Consider the following 17,700-nt stretch of genomic DNA (forward strand, 5'->3'; position numbering starts at 1 on the left):
TACCATCAATTTGTATTCTATTTTTCTTTTGGTTTCACCGTTTCTAATCCCAGTCGTTCGACTGGAATTCCATCTATTTTCAGCTTATCCTCTATTTGAGCACCTTTTACATCCTCACCGTTAACTAGGAATACCACATCACTGTTTACTTCGTACTCTATTTTTTCGATTCTGTCTTTATTTTCTTTAAGCGTGTTTATCATTTCCCTAACATCCAACTTTATCTCTGAAATATCTCTTATCGCTTTGTCATCTTTGCTGCTATCTAATTTTACCAATTTTATTTTCTTTTCTAAATCCCCAATGTGGTAATTTTTCTCTTTGTAAACTACTCTCAATAAGAATCTCGGTATCTGCCCTACTTTAGACCTTGTTATAAGGTTTTTTGTGCCATTCCATATTCCATCCAAGAGCAAATCAATATCTTCTTCTGATAAGTTTGTTGTTTCTGCAGCGTTTTCGTTGATGATCCCATAAAAGCAAATCAATGAGTATGGAAGAATCTGTGTTTCGGTAAAAGTTCCAGCTTTTTTCTCTTTCTTCTCCTCTGCGGGCATTACGGTAGTTCCTTTTATTGTTTTTGGTTCGACTTTATGTAGCGATCTACCGAACCTAAATTGAACTGGACCTATCCATGTCATTCGCATATCTTTAACTGCTATTGTTGCACCAAATAGTCTTAAGTCGATGTAATCTCTGAGCAATTGTTTTCCATCTTTTTTAAGTTCTTTAAGTCTTTCTTCTCGTGTTTTTTGGATTCCTTCCTCTTTAGTCTCCTCTTTGATAAAAATGGCCTGTTTTCTGAAATTATGTAGATAATCTCTAATTGTCCTTTTCAACCTTACATCAGTTACGATGTTTATCCCAGTTTCTTCATCTATTCTTGGTTTATTCTCATCCATCGGGTCGCCGTTTGGATTTGCATCCTTTATGTCATATATAAACACCAGCTCTGATCTGTTTACTACTCTATTTTTATGTTCTATTTCATTCATTTTTCTTCACCTCTTTCTTCATTATTTTCTTCTTTTTCTTTAAATATTCCACCTAAATTTAGCCCCAAAGTAAAATAATAACTTATTTCATCTTTTGATAAATTCCAACCGCTATTATCTGCCTCAATTAGATATTGCGATGTTATTTCTTCCAGCCATGGATACCCCGATTTATATTCCCGGAGTTTCTCTATAATTTCGGGTAACAACTTTTTTACTCTTATTTCGTCAAGCTTTAGTCCGTGTAACTTTGTTCTGAAAGGTGTAGAGCCTCTGTTTACGTATTGAATATCCAAAAGGAATTTAGTTAAAACCCCTGTCAGAAACACTGCTTTTTTGGCTGGTGCATCAAAAGCTACACTATATTCATCCAAAAATTTTTTTACACTCTCTATTCTAGATTCTTGTTTTTCCATACTACTCACCTTCTTTAATTAGATTTAATTTCTTCAAAAATAAGAAGAGCATTAAAGATTTGAGTGCAAGAATTTTTTCATTCCACACATCTTCATTTAAGTGCTTGTTTCTTAGTTCCCTCATAAAAGCAATCATCAATAAATCTTTATTTATGGGTTTCTGATTCAGAATATCTCCAATTACGTCTATAAAATATTTACTATACACCCCTGTTTCCTTTGATTTTGGAAAGAATGCTTCTACCAACCCACCAATTCTTGTACCTGCTCTATCTATATCTTTTAAATCACCGCTTTTCTTTTTACCAACTATTCCTATTTTCTTTAATGTTTCTTCTTTAAAGATTGAAAGATTTGTAATTTCCTTATTAAGCGTAATATCTAATTTTTTAATCCAAGAGGGAGAGACATCTTCGACATATTTTACAACTTTAACACTTTGACCGAATTCACAAAACATAAAAACTAAATTTAATATATCTCCTCTATCTTTTATAGGATCCAAGAAATAGTCATCCTCTATTAATAATCCTTTATATTCTTCTCTTTTTTCTTGTCTTTTTATCTCTTCTATCAAATTCTCGTCCACGTCCCCCAAAATAAATTTAGGGATGACATAAAATTGATAATCTTGATAAAACCTCTTTTTTAGATATTTATTTAGAAAATTCTCACCAGTAATTAAATAAGGCAAACAACTGGGACAAATAGGTAGTCTTTTCCAAGCATTTTTTTGAGCAAATTCTGGAGCAAAACCTCTTTTATCAACACTATAAATTTTAAGCAATGTATAATCAGAAACTTCGCCCTCTTTTCCGCAGATACTACAAATACCCTTTCCTTTTATTTCAACACCGTGCCTGGAGTACACGAATTTTAATCCTTCTTCCATGAGGATTTTTTTAAATATATCAAATGACCCAATGTATTTTTCATTTCCATCCTCTTTAATTTTAATAGTTAAGACAGAATTTCTTTTTTCATCATCTTTTAATTCTTCGCATCTTTTAGATACGTCCTCAAAAATTTTCTCTCTGTTCTTTAATATCTCGTTCCTTATCTGTTCCAGAAACTCTATTTGTTGTTTTGAATATTTCTCATTGTTTAGAATCGGTATGAATTTTTCAAACCAATATTGAATTCTATTAAAAGCTTCGTTTATCTTAGGCTTCTTATTTTTAGAATCGTATGATATTTTTGTGGTTGGTGTAACATCAAACCGCCTAGATTGATGACTTCTGTATAAATATTTTCTCGGATTTTGTGAGTCATATTCTTCACTATGTGTATGGTCATAAACAATATTTTCTCCATTTTTCTTAAAAACTATGCATATGACTTTCATTATGTTTTTCAGTTTTGTTTCCTCTATAAATGGATCTATCCTCTCGAGATCTTTTTTATCTGTCTCGTACTTTCCTAACAATGCGATTGCTTCTATCATCTTATTACTTTCTTCGACCCATTCTCATTTCCATAAACTTCTTTTATCAAATTAACAAATCCAAGGATACCTGCGTCTATAAACCAACTAGCAGTAAATTCAAGAGAAGCGGTTTGTGAGGAAATTTCCTCCACCTCTTGCATATAAAACTAAATTAAAATATTCTATTTAAACTTTTTCTTTAACTTAGAATTTTTTACAGTAAAGCTAACTAACCAAAACCAATATTTTATATGACTCTCTTTTTTATTATGCTTCTGTCGCAAGCCCTCTTTACTGGAACTCAGGTAAATTATTACATAGTTTGTCCTACAAAGCTCTGGCTCTTTACCCATCAATTAAGCATGGAAGCATCTTCTGAATATGTGGAAATAGGGAAATTTATTCATGAAAAATCTTATTCAAGGGAAAGGAAAGACGTAATCATTGATGAAAAGATCGGAATCGACTTTATTAGGGATGGAGACAAGTTAATAATATGTGAGATAAAAAAATCCAAAAGAATTGAAAAGGCCCATAGATATCAGTTATATTATTATCTCTATTATCTGAGAAAAATTAAGGGAATTGAGAATGTTGAAGGGAGAATTTTATATCCAACACAAAGAGAAATTGAAGTAATTGAATTTAATGAGGAAATTTCCCGAGAAATAGAAAAAATAATGGAAGAAATAAGAAAAATAATTTCGTTAGATGAACCTCCAAAACCATCAAGAAAGTCATACTGCAAGAAATGCGCTTATTTTGAATTTTGCTGGGTGTGAGAATGAAAAAGAATTTCTATATTTTAAGGAATGGTAAATTGATAAGAAAAGGAAATACAATTTATTTCATTTATGAAAAAAGCGAGGAAAAAGTTTTCTCTGCTGAAATTGATGGAGAGGAAATGGAAGTGGAAACAGAAGATATTTCTGATAAGCAGGAGTACGAAAAAAGAGTTTTGCCAATTGAGCAAATCAGTTCATTATTTATTTATGGAAGAGTTTCTCTTACGTCTGGAGTAATATCTTTTCTGAGCAAAAATAATATCCCGGTTCATTTCTTTGGATATTATGGAAATTATGAAAGCACACTTATGCCTAAAGAAATGTTGCTTTCTGGAGAAATGCACATAAAACAAGCAATGCATTATATTTCTCAGGACAAGCGTGTTTTTATTGCAAAAAGATTTGTTGAAGGTTCTGCACAAAATATTCTGAGAAATTTGGAATATTATCAAAGGGAAGGAAAAGACCTTCAAGAAGAAATTTCTTATATAACGAATGCATCTTTCTCAATTGAAAATTGTAAAGATGTTAGCCAGCTTTTAGCTTTGGAAGGAGCAATCAGGAGCAAATATTATTCTTCTTTCAATAAAATTCTAAAATCATTTGAATTTGATGAGAGAACAAGGCAACCACCGGAGAATCCATTAAATGCTATGATTAGTTTTGGAAATTCGCTTTTGTACGCAACAGTCATCAAGCAAATATATCATACCCAGCTTGATCAAACTATTTCATTTCTTCATGAACCATCTGAAAGAAGATTCTCTCTTGCTCTGGATATATCTGAAATATTCAAGCCACTACTTGTTGATAGAATAATTTTCAAGTTGGTCAATAAGGACATAATTGGGGAAGATCATTTTGTAAAAGAATTGAATAGTTGCTTGCTAAACAATAAAGGGAAAGAGATTTTTCTCAGAGAATACGATGAAAAATTGCAAACTACAATAAAGCACAGAGATTTGGGAAGAAATGTTTCTTATGAAAGGTTGATATATCTGGAGTGTCTTAAGCTATGCAAGCATTTTCTCGGAATAAAAGATTACAAACCATTTGTGATATGGTGGTAAAATGTATGCAATAATAGTTTATGATGTTGGAGTTGAAAGAGTTTCTAAAATCTGTAGTTTTTTAAGATGTTTTCTTTCATGGGTTCAAAACTCTGTTTTTGAAGGAGAATTAACAGAATCACAGTTGATGAGGATTAAAGAAGGAATTAAGGAAATTATTGATAAAAACAATGATTCAGTCAGAATATATATAATGAGAAGCAAAGATGTTTTCAAGATGGAATTGATAGGAATTGAAAAAGCAGATACTGGGCCATTTATATGAGTGTCGTGGATCTTTATAAATAAAATGCATTATTGGACATCCCCGATAAATTTAAGTATAAATTTGCATTTAAAATTAAATACAAGCTATTTAAACCGCTGTTAAAAACGGACTAAGGTAGGATTGAAATTGATAATCATGCGATATTACATAGATCTGCCAGCAAGTTAAAAACGGACTAAGGTAGGATTGAAATATACTATCGGTGAAGCGTCGAGCATGCGAATATAATAGTTAAAAACGGACTAAGGTAGGATTGAAATTCTCTTGCTTTTTTGATTGTAATATTTCTTTGTATGATTTCGTTAAAAACGGACTAAGGTAGGATTGAAATACCCGAAAACATTATCACAGCTGGCAGAAAGGGATAGTTAAAAACGGACTAAGGTAGGATTGAAATAGTGTATATGTTACCGTTACCGATGCGCTGCCGCTCGTTAAAAACGGACTAAGGTAGGATTGAAATTGCTTGTTATGTAGATCATCCAGCAAACATGAGTTTCGTTAAAAACGGACTAAGGTAGGATTGAAATCATCGAGCAAAAAAATCAATTGCATAAAGATGTTTTGGTTAAAAACGGACTAAGGTAGGATTGAAATGCAAAAACATGGAAGAATTTTGAAAGGAAAATAGCAGTTAAAAACGGACTAAGGTAGGATTGAAATGAAACATTTTGCAGATGGAAAAAGCAAGGCGAGGAAGTTAAAAACGGACTAAGGTAGGATTGAAATATCTATTTATTTTGTTTCCCCCTCTGCGCCCCCCTGGTTAAAAACGGACTAAGGTAGGATTGAAATCTTTGAAAAAGTCTCGCTGTTCTGCTTGTGCCGCTGGTTAAAAACGGACTAAGGTAGGATTGAAATCCTCGAACCCCCTGATTGTGGATGGGTTGCATGGCAGGTTAAAAACGGACTAAGGTAGGATTGAAATGAAACATTTGATATAAAAATCAGAAGCAAATTAAAAGTTAAAAACGGACTAAGGTAGGATTGAAATGTTTTGTATGCCACTAATGATTTCTTGATTATCATTGTTAAAAACGGACTAAGGTAGGATTGAAATTGTTGCTATTATATTTTCTAGTTGCTTCTCTTCAAGTTAAAAACGGACTAAGGTAGGATTGAAATCCTCCTGTTGCCGTCGTTTATTATCTTCCGGGCACCGTTAAAAACGGACTAAGGTAGGATTGAAATCCTCCTCATGTTCTTCTTCCGATTACTCTTTTGTGTGTTAAAAACGGACTAAGGTAGGATTGAAATGAAGTAAAACAAAAGAAAGCATATATACTCACATTTGTTAAAAACGGACTAAGGTAGGATTGAAATATTCTTGATGAGATAAAGAATGAGCTTGGGGCATGGGTTAAAAACGGACTAAGGTAGGATTGAAATATTCTTGATGAGATAAAGAATGAGCTTGGGGCATGGGTTAAAAACGGACTAAGGTAGGATTGAAATCAAATTTGCATAGCTGCTTAATGGGTCTGTTGAGCTAGTTAAAAACGGACTAAGGTAGGATTGAAATGCTGAAGATGCATTAAATATCCCAGCTTCTGTTATAGTTAAAAACGGACTAAGGTAGGATTGAAATAGATTTAGAAGCAATTGAAATTTTACAAGGAAATGGGTTAAAAACGGACTAAGGTAGGATTGAAATTATTAAAAAGAATTTATAAGGCATATCTTTCTAATTGTTAAAAACGGACTAAGGTAGGATTGAAATGGAGAATTGTATGCATACTTACGGATAGATGGAGAGGGTTAAAAACGGACTAAGGTAGGATTGAAATTTATTCATGTAAAAGCTTACATCACTATAAAAATTTGTTAAAAACGGACTAAGGTAGGATTGAAATTCGCTCTCTCCAGCTCTCTAATTATCTTTGCATCATGTTAAAAACGGACTAAGGTAGGATTGAAATAGCAGGAGCGGGCAATTCACCCCCTAACCCCCTCTTGTTAAAAACGGACTAAGGTAGGATTGAAATCCTTCTCCCCTCTTTATTTATTTGCAGGAAATAAATGTTAAAAACGGACTAAGGTAGGATTGAAATGAAGAAAATGGAAATATAATAAATGATGATATTGCAGTTAAAAACGGACTAAGGTAGGATTGAAATGCGCCCAGATGGTAAAATTTCATGCTCATAAGAATGGTTAAAAACGGACTAAGGTAGGATTGAAATGATATAACTTTGCTGGCTCAACTTTTTTCATAAAATGTTAAAAACGGACTAAGGTAGGATTGAAATAAATTTATGCCTCTTACCATATATCCTTCTTCTCTCGTTAAAAACGGACTAAGGTAGGATTGAAATTTTTCTACTTTTGCATCAATGCCTCCTCTCCTATTTAGTTAAAAACGGACTAAGGTAGGATTGAAATGCAACAGGTTATCCAGATTATTACAAGTTAGTGATTGTTAAAAACGGACTAAGGTAGGATTGAAATTTGTTACATTTGCCCCGCTATATGTTGCATATGTGCGTTAAAAACGGACTAAGGTAGGATTGAAATTGATAAGATTTATCTCTTCATCTTTTTCCTGTCAACGTTAAAAACGGACTAAGGTAGGATTGAAATAGGTATGGTGTATATGTAAATGAGCCATCTGAATTTGTTAAAAACGGACTAAGGTAGGATTGAAATTTACTAGTCCCTCTTGCCAATATGGCGCTTAAGTTAGTTAAAAACGGACTAAGGTAGGATTGAAATTATATATAACGTATGTATCTTATATATATACTTTTCGTTAAAAACGGACTAAGGTAGGATTGAAATAGGAGCAGAAATAATTAACTGTGAATTTGCTTTTATTGTTAAAAACGGACTAAGGTAGGATTGAAATTCTTCAGGGGTTTGCATTCATAGATGATGTCCACATGTTAAAAACGGACTAAGGTAGGATTGAAATTTTGAAGAAACTGATAAACTTAAAGGACAGAGTTATGTTAAAAACGGACTAAGGTAGGATTGAAATTTGAAAGTTATATTCATTGTATCATTGTCTATGTCTAGTTAAAAACGGACTAAGGTAGGATTGAAATTGGAGTTTTAGCACGAAATGTTGATAACACATTCAATGTTAAAAACGGACTAAGGTAGGATTGAAATGTTAACAACGCAACAAATATAACAATAGATGCAATGGTTAAAAACGGACTAAGGTAGGATTGAAATGCCTCCTCAGCTTCTCCTCAAGTTCATTTTTCAGTTTGTTAAAAACGGACTAAGGTAGGATTGAAATCATCCTTGCATTACGAAAAATTAGTTTGCAGGAGCGTTAAAAACGGACTAAGGTAGGATTGAAATTAATCAATGTAAGTAGATTATTAACAATTGCGAAATGTTAAAAACGGACTAAGGTAGGATTGAAATCAGAATTGAAAATCCACGAATGCGTGAGATGTTAAAGTTAAAAACGGACTAAGGTAGGATTGAAATAATTCCACATTCGTTACTAAAACAGCGGTTAGAATATGTTAAAAACGGACTAAGGTAGGATTGAAATTTTTTTATTTTTTTATTTCTGGAGGTGAGAAGATGGGTTAAAAACGGACTAAGGTAGGATTGAAATCTTAAGTGTGCATATGCGCGATACAGTAATGAGATGGTTAAAAACGGACTAAGGTAGGATTGAAATGCATTTTTCACCTCATGTGAATGGAGTTATTGCATCGTTAAAAACGGACTAAGGTAGGATTGAAATCTAACACGGCGATAGGTATTAAAACCTTTGTGGCATGTTAAAAACGGACTAAGGTAGGATTGAAATTTACATTTCCATGAGATGGATTCTGTGTGATTAATAGTTAAAAACGGACTAAGGTAGGATTGAAATTCTTAAAGGACCGAAGTTTCCTCCTGCAGTAACAAGTTAAAAACGGACTAAGGTAGGATTGAAATTTTCAGCCAAATCCTGTTAACGGAAGTAGTGTTGATAGTTAAAAACGGACTAAGGTAGGATTGAAATTTTTTGTCTCTTACCATCCAGAGTTTCCTCTTTTCGGTTAAAAACGGACTAAGGTAGGATTGAAATAAAGAAGAGGTGGAAAAAGTTGCTGAGGTGAAGGCATGTTAAAAACGGACTAAGGTAGGATTGAAATCGGTGATGAGGGCAAGGGATGAGTTATTATTGCTGGTTAAAAACGGACTAAGGTAGGATTGAAATTTCGAAGAAACTGATAAACTTAAAGGACAGAGTTAGTTAAAAACGGACTAAGGTAGGATTGAAATTCTCACATACTTTGTTATAAGCTACAAGAGAAAACTGGTTAAAAACGGACTAAGGTAGGATTGAAATAAACAACTTGGTTACGAAGAAACAACAGAATATAAGGTTAAAAACGGACTAAGGTAGGATTGAAATGAAAAATCGATATTCGGCATATATGTATATGTCTCGGTTAAAAACGGACTAAGGTAGGATTGAAATCTATTTTTTAATTTTAGAAAAACACGATACAATAATGTTAAAAACGGACTAAGGTAGGATTGAAATCCTTATCACCTCTCTTATCTTTTTCATTTTCTCACCGTTAAAAACGGACTAAGGTAGGATTGAAATTCAACAGGGTGCTTCCTTTCTATCTCTGCGTCCCGAGTTAAAAACAGACAACGTAGATTTAAACATCTTGAGCAAAATTTTTATAAATAACTTTATTATTGTTAATTATTGTTAAAAACGGATGAGTTAGGAAGGATTGAAATAGTTTGTAAACAAAAATGTAATGAAAGAAATAAATTTGTTTGATTAAGTTTAGTGAATAAGTTTAGTATTGAAATGAAATAATGGCTAAATGGCTACGGTGGTGGTGAGTGGGCTGGTGTGGCTGGTGGTGTTAAAGACATGTTTGCTCTGGTATCTGGGATTAATCTTTCAGTTATAGTGATTGTGGCGGAAAGGAATCTGGCGGAAAGGAATCGCTGGAAGGAAAGAAGGCTGGTATGGCAATAGGTCAGGATATTATGATTCGAATTGGCTATCCCTGTATAAACAGGACTATTGGTTGTTCCTCGGCGCGTACATTCAGGCTAAGCTCTTATTCCTCGAAGTTGTTAGTGCAAACAGTGGAGGAAAACCTTGCATGTCTGGAAAGGATTTTACACTGGAATAAGGCGCATGGGCTTTATTTTTTCCGGATCACTTCAGATTTGGTGCCCTTTGCCTCACACCCTGTGTGCCGTTATCCTTGGTGGCTCAAGTTTCTGCCTGTTTTTCGCCGAATTGGCAGGTTTATCAAGAGTAATGGGATGCGGATTTCGATGCATCCAGACCAGTTTGTGCTTCTCAACGCCAAGCGAGAGGAGGTGGTGAAGAGTTCGATAAGGGAACTGGTTTATCACGCCCGAGTGCTGGACTTGATGGAGTTGCCCTTGAGTGCCCGGATTCAGATTCATCTAGGCGGAGTATACGGCGACAAAGAAAAAAGCATAGCCCGTTTTATTGAGGTTTTTCTGCAGTTGCCTAAGGAAGTTCAGCGCAGACTTGCAATCGAGAATGATGATCGGTATTATAATCTGGATGACTGCCTTTATGTGCACAAGTTGACTGGCATTCCGGTTGTGTTTGACACCTTTCATCATCAGATTAATCCGAATGGCGATTCGGTGTTTGTAGGGGTACGCAAAGCAGCAAAAACTTGGAACAGGCGCAAAGGGCCTTTGATGGTTGATTACAGCGGGCAGGAGCCTGGTGCTCGGCCTGGCACTCATCAGCAAACAATTGACCTAGCAGACTTTGCCCGATTCATCGCAGGAGTAAAGGATATTGAAATGGACATTATGCTGGAGATCAAGGATAAGGAGAAAAGTGCCATCAAGGCGCGAGCGCTACTAAACAGTATAGCTTCTCAGGGATAAATTGAATTCAGTTTTTCTGCGCTAGATGTAACGTCTTTTTTGACTTTGCCTACTAGTTTTATGGCCAGTGCTGATAATCAAGGAAAAAATGAAGTTTCAAGAGCTAAATGATGAAGAATGGATTTTATCAAGCATTTGCTTCCAGTTAAAGCTAATATGGGATAAGAAGAGCAGATTAATTTAAAAACTTACTAAGTTAGATTTAAATAGAGAATTCAAAAAAAACTAAAAGGTTATAAAAGGGAGAAAATAAGATAAGATGCTGGCTTTAATGAAATTAGAAAAAATTAAAAACACAGATATCCTAAACTCTGGATGAAGGCAATTGAAGTCAATGGTATTTCAAAGATATACAGACAAAAGAGTGGTTGTAAAGTTGCTCTAGAAGATGTCAGTTTTTATGTTGAGGAAGGGGAAATATTTGGATTACTTGGTCCGAACGGCTCAGGAAAGACAACCTTAATAAAGATTATTTTTGGACTTATTCCAGCAGATAAAGGAGATGTATCAATTTTTGGATATAAAATTCCAAAAGAAAGGGCAAAGATAATAAGCAAAATTAATGTTGTTTTTTCTAGAGCGGGATGTTACTGGAATTTAACTGGAAGGGATCATCTAAAATTTTATGGAAAAATTTATAGAGTAAAAAATTTGAATGAGAAAATAGAGAAGCTTGTAAAACTTTTTGAAATGGAGGATAAGATAGATAGAAGCGTTGATAAATATTCAACTGGTGAGGTTATGAGGTTAAATCTTGCACGCTCTTTGCTAAATGAACCAATTTTGCTTATTCTTGATGAACCAACAATTGGCCTTGATCCAATGCTGGCATTAAAAATAAGGGATTATCTGATCAAATTAAATGAGGAAAAAGGAATTACAATTCTGCTCACTACCCATTACATGGAAGAAGCGGACCGCCTGTGTAAAAGAGTAGCGATAATTAATGAAGGAAAAATTGTTGCAATAGATAGTCCATCAAATTTAAAGAGCAAATTAAAGAGGGAAAAGATATGTGAAATAGGTGTTTCAAATTTATCAGCGGAGCTTTTGAAAAAAATAAAAGAAAAATTTGAAAAATGCTCATATTATGAAAGTAAATCTGTGCTAAGGGTTATTTTAAAAAAATATGAAGATGTTGCTGAAATAATTGATTTTTTAAAAAATAATGGAGCAAGCGTGACGCACATGCATACAGAAAAGCCAACACTTGAAGATGTCTTCTTATATATGACTGGGAAGAGATTGAGGGATTTAAATGAGAATTTTTAAAGATATTTTAATTGTTTTTCAGAAAGAAGTAAAGGAATATTGGAGATGGAAACTTCATATAGTTTTTGACGCCTTCTTTCCTCTTCTCGATACCCTGCTTTTCATCCTTGTATGGAGTGCAATTTTAAAAGGAGGATTTGAAAGATATGGAATGATAACAAGAGAGAATTATATTGGTTTCCTAATATCGGGAATGATTGTATGGAGTTTTGCAAGAAATTATTTAAGCGGAGAATTCACTCGCATATTTGTTGAAGAAAAGCATCGCAGGACAATCCAATACCTCCTTTCCTCACCTATAAATAGAATGGCAATTCCTTATGGAAAATCTCTTCTGCCAGTTCTCAGGTCTTTATTCAATTCAACTATCCTAATCTCAGTTGGCATTTCTCTTGGCTTCATTTTTAAAGGAAATCCCCTCCTAATATTCCTGATAATTTTCTTAACTTTCCTGACTTTTTCTGGAATTGGTTTAACAATCGCTGCCCTCGGCTCGTGGAGAGAAGATATAGCGGATTCAGGATGGCTTATCTACTACATTTTTGAAATCACCGCTGGAATTTACTTCCCACTTGATATCCTCCCCCAAAAATTAAGGATCATCTTTTTTGCCCTCCCGCAGGCGCAGGCGGTGCAGGCAATGAGGCTGGTTGTGCTGGAAAATGCTGGCCTTAATGAAATCTTGCCATTTCTTTTGCCCCTTGCTTTTTATTCATTTTTTATGATTATTTTTGCTTATCTTGCTTTTCGCTTTGTTGAAAGAAAGGCGATGCTTGTTGGAATTTAGTTAAAAATATAAAGGGAGGAGGAATATAGTTAAAATGAAGGTTTGCATAATTTATGATTCCAAATATGGAAACGGAAAAAAATGCATTGATTATATTTCTGAGTTGATTGGAAAGAAGCATAAAGTAGAGATATTTTCTGCTGACGAAGTTAAGCCACAGAATATTGAAGCGGATCTTTACATTTTCAGCTCTCCTACTCATATAGGCTCACCTACAAGAAAAATTAAGAAAATTCTAAAAAAAATTAGCAAGGAAAATGCAAAATATGCTCTTATGACAACATGCATTGATGAAAAAACAAAATCAATTGAAAAAATGGAAAAAATTCTAAGCAAAAAGGGAATGAAAAAAGTTGCGGATGTTAAAATTAAAGTTAATGGAATAAAAGGTCCTCTTGAAAGCAATTATAAGGAAAAGATTGAAGAATTTTTGAAGAAAATTTTATAATCGAGCTAAAACAAGCGTTATTCTTATATACTAAAAGATTATATGCTTGCATATGGGTAGAGGAATGTTTGCTGCTCGAAAATTGGCAAAAAATAAGCAAAAGTTTAGATGGAGCGATAGTGGATACAAGAGATATATGCTCGATTTGAAAAGAAAGACCGACCCGCTTGAAGGTGCCCCTCAGGCAAGAGGAATAGTGCTTGAGAAAATTGGAATAGAAGCTAGGCAACCAAACTCCGCAATAAGGAAAGCGGTAAAAGTTCAATTAATAAAAAATGGCAAGGTTGTTACCGCTTTTACTCCTGGAGATAAAGCAATTACATTTATAGATGAGCATGATGAAGTTATCATTGAAGGAATAGGGGGAAGAATGGGTCGCTCTAAGGGAGATATACCAGGCGTGAGATATAAAGTTATAAAGGTAAATAATGTTTCATTAAATGAACTTGTTAAAGGTAAGGTAGAGAAGCCAGTGAGATAATGAAGAAGCTTTTATTTGGAAAATATAGTTTGGAAGATGTTGTAATAACAGATAAGGGACTCGCACCATACATAAATCTCTATGCGGATAAACTTCATACTCATGGAAGGCATGCAAATAGAAGATTTAAGAAATCAAATCTCTCCTTAATTGAGAGATTTATAAACAATATGATGAAAACTGAAAAGTATACAGGGAAAAAATTAAAAGCAATGAAAGTTGTTGAAGAAGCATTTGATATAATTCATAAAAAAACAAAGAAAAATCCTGTGCAAGTTCTAATAAAAGCAATAGAAAATTCCGCTCCTCGCGAGGAAACAACTCGCTTATTTTTATCTGGAATATATGTTCCTCAAGCGGTAGATAGCGCTCCTTTGAGAAGGCTTGATGTTGCTTTAAGAAATATCTGCCTGGGGGCGGTTAATAAAACATTTAAAAATAAAAAGAGGATTGAAGAATGTTTAGCGGATGAAATAATAAGTGCATCAAATGACGATGCATCAAGTTTTGCAATAAGCAAGAAATTAGAAGTAGAAAGAATAGCGGAAAGTGCAAGGTGATTTTATGGGAAGGAAAGAAGAAAATATTGCAAAAGCAAAGGAATTGAGATTTATACCCGAGAAAATAAGAAACATTGGCATAGTTGCCCACATAGACCACGGAAAAACAACTTTCTCCGACAACTTGCTCGCTGGAGCAGGCATGATTTCTGAGGAGCTTGCGGGCGAGCAGCTTGTGCTTGACTATGATGAGCAGGAGCAGGCAAGAGGTATAACGATAAATGCGGCGGCTGCTTCAATGGTTCATGAATATGAAGGGCAGGAATATTTAATTAATTTAATTGATACACCTGGACATGTTGATTTTGGAGGAGATGTTACAAGAGCGATGCGAGCGGTGGATGGATGCATAGTTGTTGTTTGTGCGGTTGAAGGAGTAATGCCTCAAACCGAAACTGTTTTAAGACAGGCTTTGAAGGAAAGAGTTAAGCCAGTTTTGTTAATAAATAAAGTTGATAGGCTTATAAATGAATTGAAACTCAGCCCGCAGGAAATGCAGCAGAGATTTGTTAAGATAATTGCGGAAGTAAATAGGCTTATAAATAAAATGGCTCCAGAAGAGTTTAAGAATTGGAATGTAAAGCCAGAGGATGGAAGTGTTGCTTTCGGGAGTGCATTAAACAATTGGGCTATTTCAGTTCCTTTCATGAAAAAAACAGGTATAACATTCAAAGATATATATGAGTATTGCTTGAAAAATGATCAAGAAACTCTTGCAAAAAAGGCTCCAATTCATAAAATAACTCTTGATATGGTTATAAGGCATCTTCCAAATCCAAGAGAAGCACAGAAATATAGGATTCCAAATATATGGAGAGGAGAATTGAATAGTGATATTGGAAAAGCAATGATAGAATGCAATCCAAAAGGAGAGCTTGCAATGATGGTTACAAAAATAATCATTGATCCTCATGCGGGTGAAATAACTGTTGGAAGAGTTTTTTCAGGTACACTAAAAGAAGGAGAAGAAGTATATATACTGGGGATGCCAAAGCCATATCGCATTCAGCAAGTTGCGGTAATGGTAGGGGATGCAAGAATACCAGTTGATGAAATACCCGCTGGAAATATTGCTGCAATAACTGGTTTAAGAGATAGCTATGCGGGATGCACAATAACAACAAATCCAGAACTTGAGTCATTTGAAGGAATAAAACATTATTCTGAGCCAGTTGTTACAGTTAGGGTTGAAGCTAAAAAGCCAGCAGATTTGCCTAAACTTGTAAAAGTTTTAAGAGATGTTTCAAAAGCGGATCCATCAATACAGGTTGAAATAAATCAAGAAACGGGAGAATATTTAATGTCTGGAATGGGCGAGCTTCATCTTGAAGTAACAGAATACAGGATAAGGAATGAGCATAAAGTGGATATAATAGTTTCGGATCCAACTGTAATTTACAGGGAAACAGTTCGCAAAAAATCACCGGTTTTCGAAGGAAAGTCACCAAATAAGCACAACTGCGTTTATATAGAAGTTGAACCACTTGAAGAAAATGTTTTAAAAGCTCTTTTAGAAGGACAAATAGAAGAAAATGTTAAGAAATATAGAAAAGAGGTTTCCAAAAAACTTGAAGAGCTTGGAATGAATAGAGAAGATGCAAAAGGGGTTTTCGCAATAAAAGGAACAAATATATTTACAGATGTAACAAAAGGAATTCAGCATTTGGGAGAAGTAAAGGAATTATTAACCCAAGCTTTTGAGGAAGTTTGCAAGGCGGGATGCAAGGCAGCTGAGCCATTGCAAGGAGTGAAGGTAAGGCTTGTTGATGCAAAACTTCATGAAGATGCAATCCATCGCGGGCCAGCACAGATGATACCTGCAACAAGAAATGCAATTTATGGAGCTATGACACTTGCCCAGCCAATCTTACTTGAGCCAATTCAAAAAGTTTTTATATCTGTTCCAAGCGAGCTTTTAGGAAATGTTACAAGAGAAATAACTCAGAGGAGAGGAACAATTCTTGATATTAAGAATGAAGGAGATATGAGCATTATTCAAGCAAAAGCACCTGTTGCGGAGATGTTTGGATTCGCATCTGCAATAAGAAGTGCTACTGGAGGAAGAGTGCTATGGAGCACAGAGAATATGGGATTTGAGCCACTGCCAGATTTCTTGCAAGATGAAGTAATGAGAAAAATAAGGGAGAGAAAGGGACTTAAGCCAGAACCATATCCTGCAGAACATTATGCGGGATAAATATTAAGGAAGCTTAACATCTAATCCGATAAATGATAGCCTACATACAGCCATTAGATGCCCATGCCACGGCGATGAAAAATGCCAGAGAAACCAGTTTAGAGGGGACCAATAATAAATAGCACTTGTAAGGAGAGTATAATCACCACTTTCTCCAATACCACTCACACTCCCCTGTTGAAAAAATATCTGGTATGTAATAATTGTGAATTATTATCATATTTAAGGTTTCTATTCCATCTGGTTTTATCCACTTTATTCTCCAGAAACCATTTCCCCAAGGGAAACCAAAGAAAGTATATACAAAAGTATTGTTTATATGAAATTTCACATTTCCTCCCTCACTTGTAGCAAAAGAAACTCCTTCATAATCACTCAAATTTATCCATACAGATATATATCCCTTTACACTTTCCTGTGGTAAATCAAAAAAACCTTGTGCAAAAATGAAATACCATGTCCCTGGTGGAAGAGTATGGGGAAAAGGTTCTGTATAATAAGCGGAGCCACCGCAATAACCATCAAACATAAATATATTGTTATAAGTGAAATTGAATTTGCCAAATTCAAAATGTAGGTAATCCAATTTTTCTTCCTTACCACCGCTTAAAATCCTTCCAAATCCTCCAGAAATATAGCTTCCATTAGTAAGAAAAAGTCCATAAAAGTGCTCACCCATAGTTGGAATATTTATTTCTTCCCTATATATTTCAAAATCAAAATTTTTAACATGGATAGGATGAGAGGATGAGACAGCTACTACATAGCAATTTTCCTCTGTATAGCCGTGAAATCTAATTTCTTCCTTTGAAGAAGAAAAAAATTGCTGTTGAAGAAATTGTAAAGAAGGAGAAATTACAATTCCCACTCTATTTAACGAAAAAAGAATAGAGAGAAAAATAACCGCTATTCTTTTCATTTTAGGATAATGTTGCTCTATCCTCCCATTTTTTATTTTTACCATAATTTTTAAAAAAATGATTAAATTTTTTTATGCTGTAATTTTCCTCGAAATGAATGATTTTGACAAATTTTTTCATATCTCTTCTTTGGCTTCATTATATCTTTCAATGCATTAAATTCTATCTCTTTGAAAAAGGAATTTTAATAAGCAAATGCCCTAAACCATCAATCGC

General features: G+C 34.3%; 15 protein-coding genes and 1 CRISPR repeat array. Of the genes, 10 read left to right on the forward strand and 5 right to left on the reverse strand.

Features of this window, described 5'->3' with window-relative positions; genetic code table 11:
- Positions 1 to 17: 17 nt before the first annotated feature.
- The 4 genes from cas7b to H5T44_03885 are packed head-to-tail and all read right to left on the reverse strand — an operon-like array spanning position 18 to position 2,998.
- Complete coding sequence (gene cas7b, locus H5T44_03870; protein MBC7081362.1) at positions 18 to 995, reverse strand: type I-B CRISPR-associated protein Cas7/Csh2; 978 nt, start codon at positions 993 to 995, stop codon at positions 18 to 20.
- Positions 992 to 1,411, reverse strand: a complete 420-nt coding sequence (locus tag H5T44_03875) for a hypothetical protein (GenBank protein ID MBC7081363.1) — start codon at positions 1,409 to 1,411, stop codon at positions 992 to 994. Before H5T44_03875 ends, cas7b begins: the two co-directional genes overlap by 4 nt.
- A gap of 1 nt (position 1,412) precedes the next feature.
- A complete protein-coding gene (locus tag H5T44_03880) occupies positions 1,413 to 2,855 on the reverse strand; it encodes a hypothetical protein (protein MBC7081364.1) in 1,443 nt (480 codons plus the stop codon).
- Positions 2,852 to 2,998 (reverse strand): hypothetical protein, encoded by a 147-nt coding sequence (locus tag H5T44_03885; protein ID MBC7081365.1) that lies wholly within the window; start codon positions 2,996 to 2,998, stop codon positions 2,852 to 2,854. The genes H5T44_03880 and H5T44_03885 overlap by 4 nt, the downstream gene beginning before the upstream one ends.
- A 108-nt stretch (positions 2,999 to 3,106) precedes the next feature.
- On the opposite strand from H5T44_03885, the gene cas4 reads away from it, so the two are divergent.
- The 10 genes from cas4 (at position 3,107) to H5T44_03935 (ending at position 16,564) form a co-directional block, all read left to right on the forward strand.
- Positions 3,107 to 3,619 (forward strand): CRISPR-associated protein Cas4, encoded by a 513-nt coding sequence (gene cas4, locus H5T44_03890; GenBank protein MBC7081366.1) that lies wholly within the window; start codon positions 3,107 to 3,109, stop codon positions 3,617 to 3,619.
- 2 nt (positions 3,620 to 3,621) lie between these two features.
- Positions 3,622 to 4,692 (forward strand): type I-B CRISPR-associated endonuclease Cas1, encoded by a 1,071-nt coding sequence (cas1b, locus tag H5T44_03895; protein ID MBC7081367.1) that lies wholly within the window; start codon positions 3,622 to 3,624, stop codon positions 4,690 to 4,692.
- A gap of 1 nt (position 4,693) precedes the next feature.
- On the forward strand, positions 4,694 to 4,957 hold the full coding sequence (gene cas2, locus H5T44_03900) for a CRISPR-associated endonuclease Cas2 (GenBank protein ID MBC7081368.1): 264 nt from the start codon (positions 4,694 to 4,696) through the stop codon (positions 4,955 to 4,957).
- A gap of 100 nt (positions 4,958 to 5,057) precedes the next feature.
- Positions 5,058 to 9,664: direct repeats of the CRISPR family, unit length 30 nt; unit sequence GTTAAAAACGGACTAAGGTAGGATTGAAAT.
- 264 nt (positions 9,665 to 9,928) lie between these two features.
- Positions 9,929 to 10,819 (forward strand): UV DNA damage repair endonuclease UvsE, encoded by an 891-nt coding sequence (gene uvsE / locus H5T44_03905; GenBank protein MBC7081369.1) that lies wholly within the window; start codon positions 9,929 to 9,931, stop codon positions 10,817 to 10,819.
- A 315-nt stretch (positions 10,820 to 11,134) separates the two neighbouring features.
- Positions 11,135 to 12,091: an ABC transporter ATP-binding protein gene (locus H5T44_03910; GenBank protein ID MBC7081370.1), complete on the forward strand. Its 957-nt coding sequence runs from the start codon at positions 11,135 to 11,137 to the stop codon at positions 12,089 to 12,091.
- Positions 12,078 to 12,878, forward strand: coding sequence for an ABC transporter permease (locus H5T44_03915; protein ID MBC7081371.1), 801 nt, complete (start codon positions 12,078 to 12,080; stop codon positions 12,876 to 12,878). The genes H5T44_03910 and H5T44_03915 overlap by 14 nt, the downstream gene beginning before the upstream one ends.
- 34 nt (positions 12,879 to 12,912) lie before the next feature.
- Complete coding sequence (locus H5T44_03920) at positions 12,913 to 13,326, forward strand: flavodoxin family protein (GenBank protein ID MBC7081372.1); 414 nt, start codon at positions 12,913 to 12,915, stop codon at positions 13,324 to 13,326.
- A 52-nt stretch (positions 13,327 to 13,378) separates the two neighbouring features.
- Entirely contained in the window at positions 13,379 to 13,807 is a 429-nt protein-coding gene (locus H5T44_03925; protein ID MBC7081373.1) for a 30S ribosomal protein S12, read from the forward strand.
- Positions 13,807 to 14,367 (forward strand): 30S ribosomal protein S7, encoded by a 561-nt coding sequence (locus H5T44_03930; GenBank protein MBC7081374.1) that lies wholly within the window; start codon positions 13,807 to 13,809, stop codon positions 14,365 to 14,367. The genes H5T44_03925 and H5T44_03930 overlap by 1 nt, the downstream gene beginning before the upstream one ends.
- Before the next feature lie 4 nt (positions 14,368 to 14,371).
- On the forward strand, positions 14,372 to 16,564 hold the full coding sequence (locus H5T44_03935) for an elongation factor EF-2 (GenBank protein MBC7081375.1): 2,193 nt from the start codon (positions 14,372 to 14,374) through the stop codon (positions 16,562 to 16,564).
- 142 nt (positions 16,565 to 16,706) lie between these two features.
- Here H5T44_03935 and H5T44_03940 read toward each other — a convergent pair whose 3' ends face one another.
- Positions 16,707 to 17,528, reverse strand: a complete 822-nt coding sequence (locus H5T44_03940; protein MBC7081376.1) for a hypothetical protein — start codon at positions 17,526 to 17,528, stop codon at positions 16,707 to 16,709.
- Positions 17,529 to 17,700 lie beyond the last annotated feature (172 nt).

Source organism: Thermoplasmatales archaeon (assembly GCA_014361195.1).
Classification (GTDB): Archaea; Thermoplasmatota; E2; order UBA202; family JdFR-43; genus JACIWB01.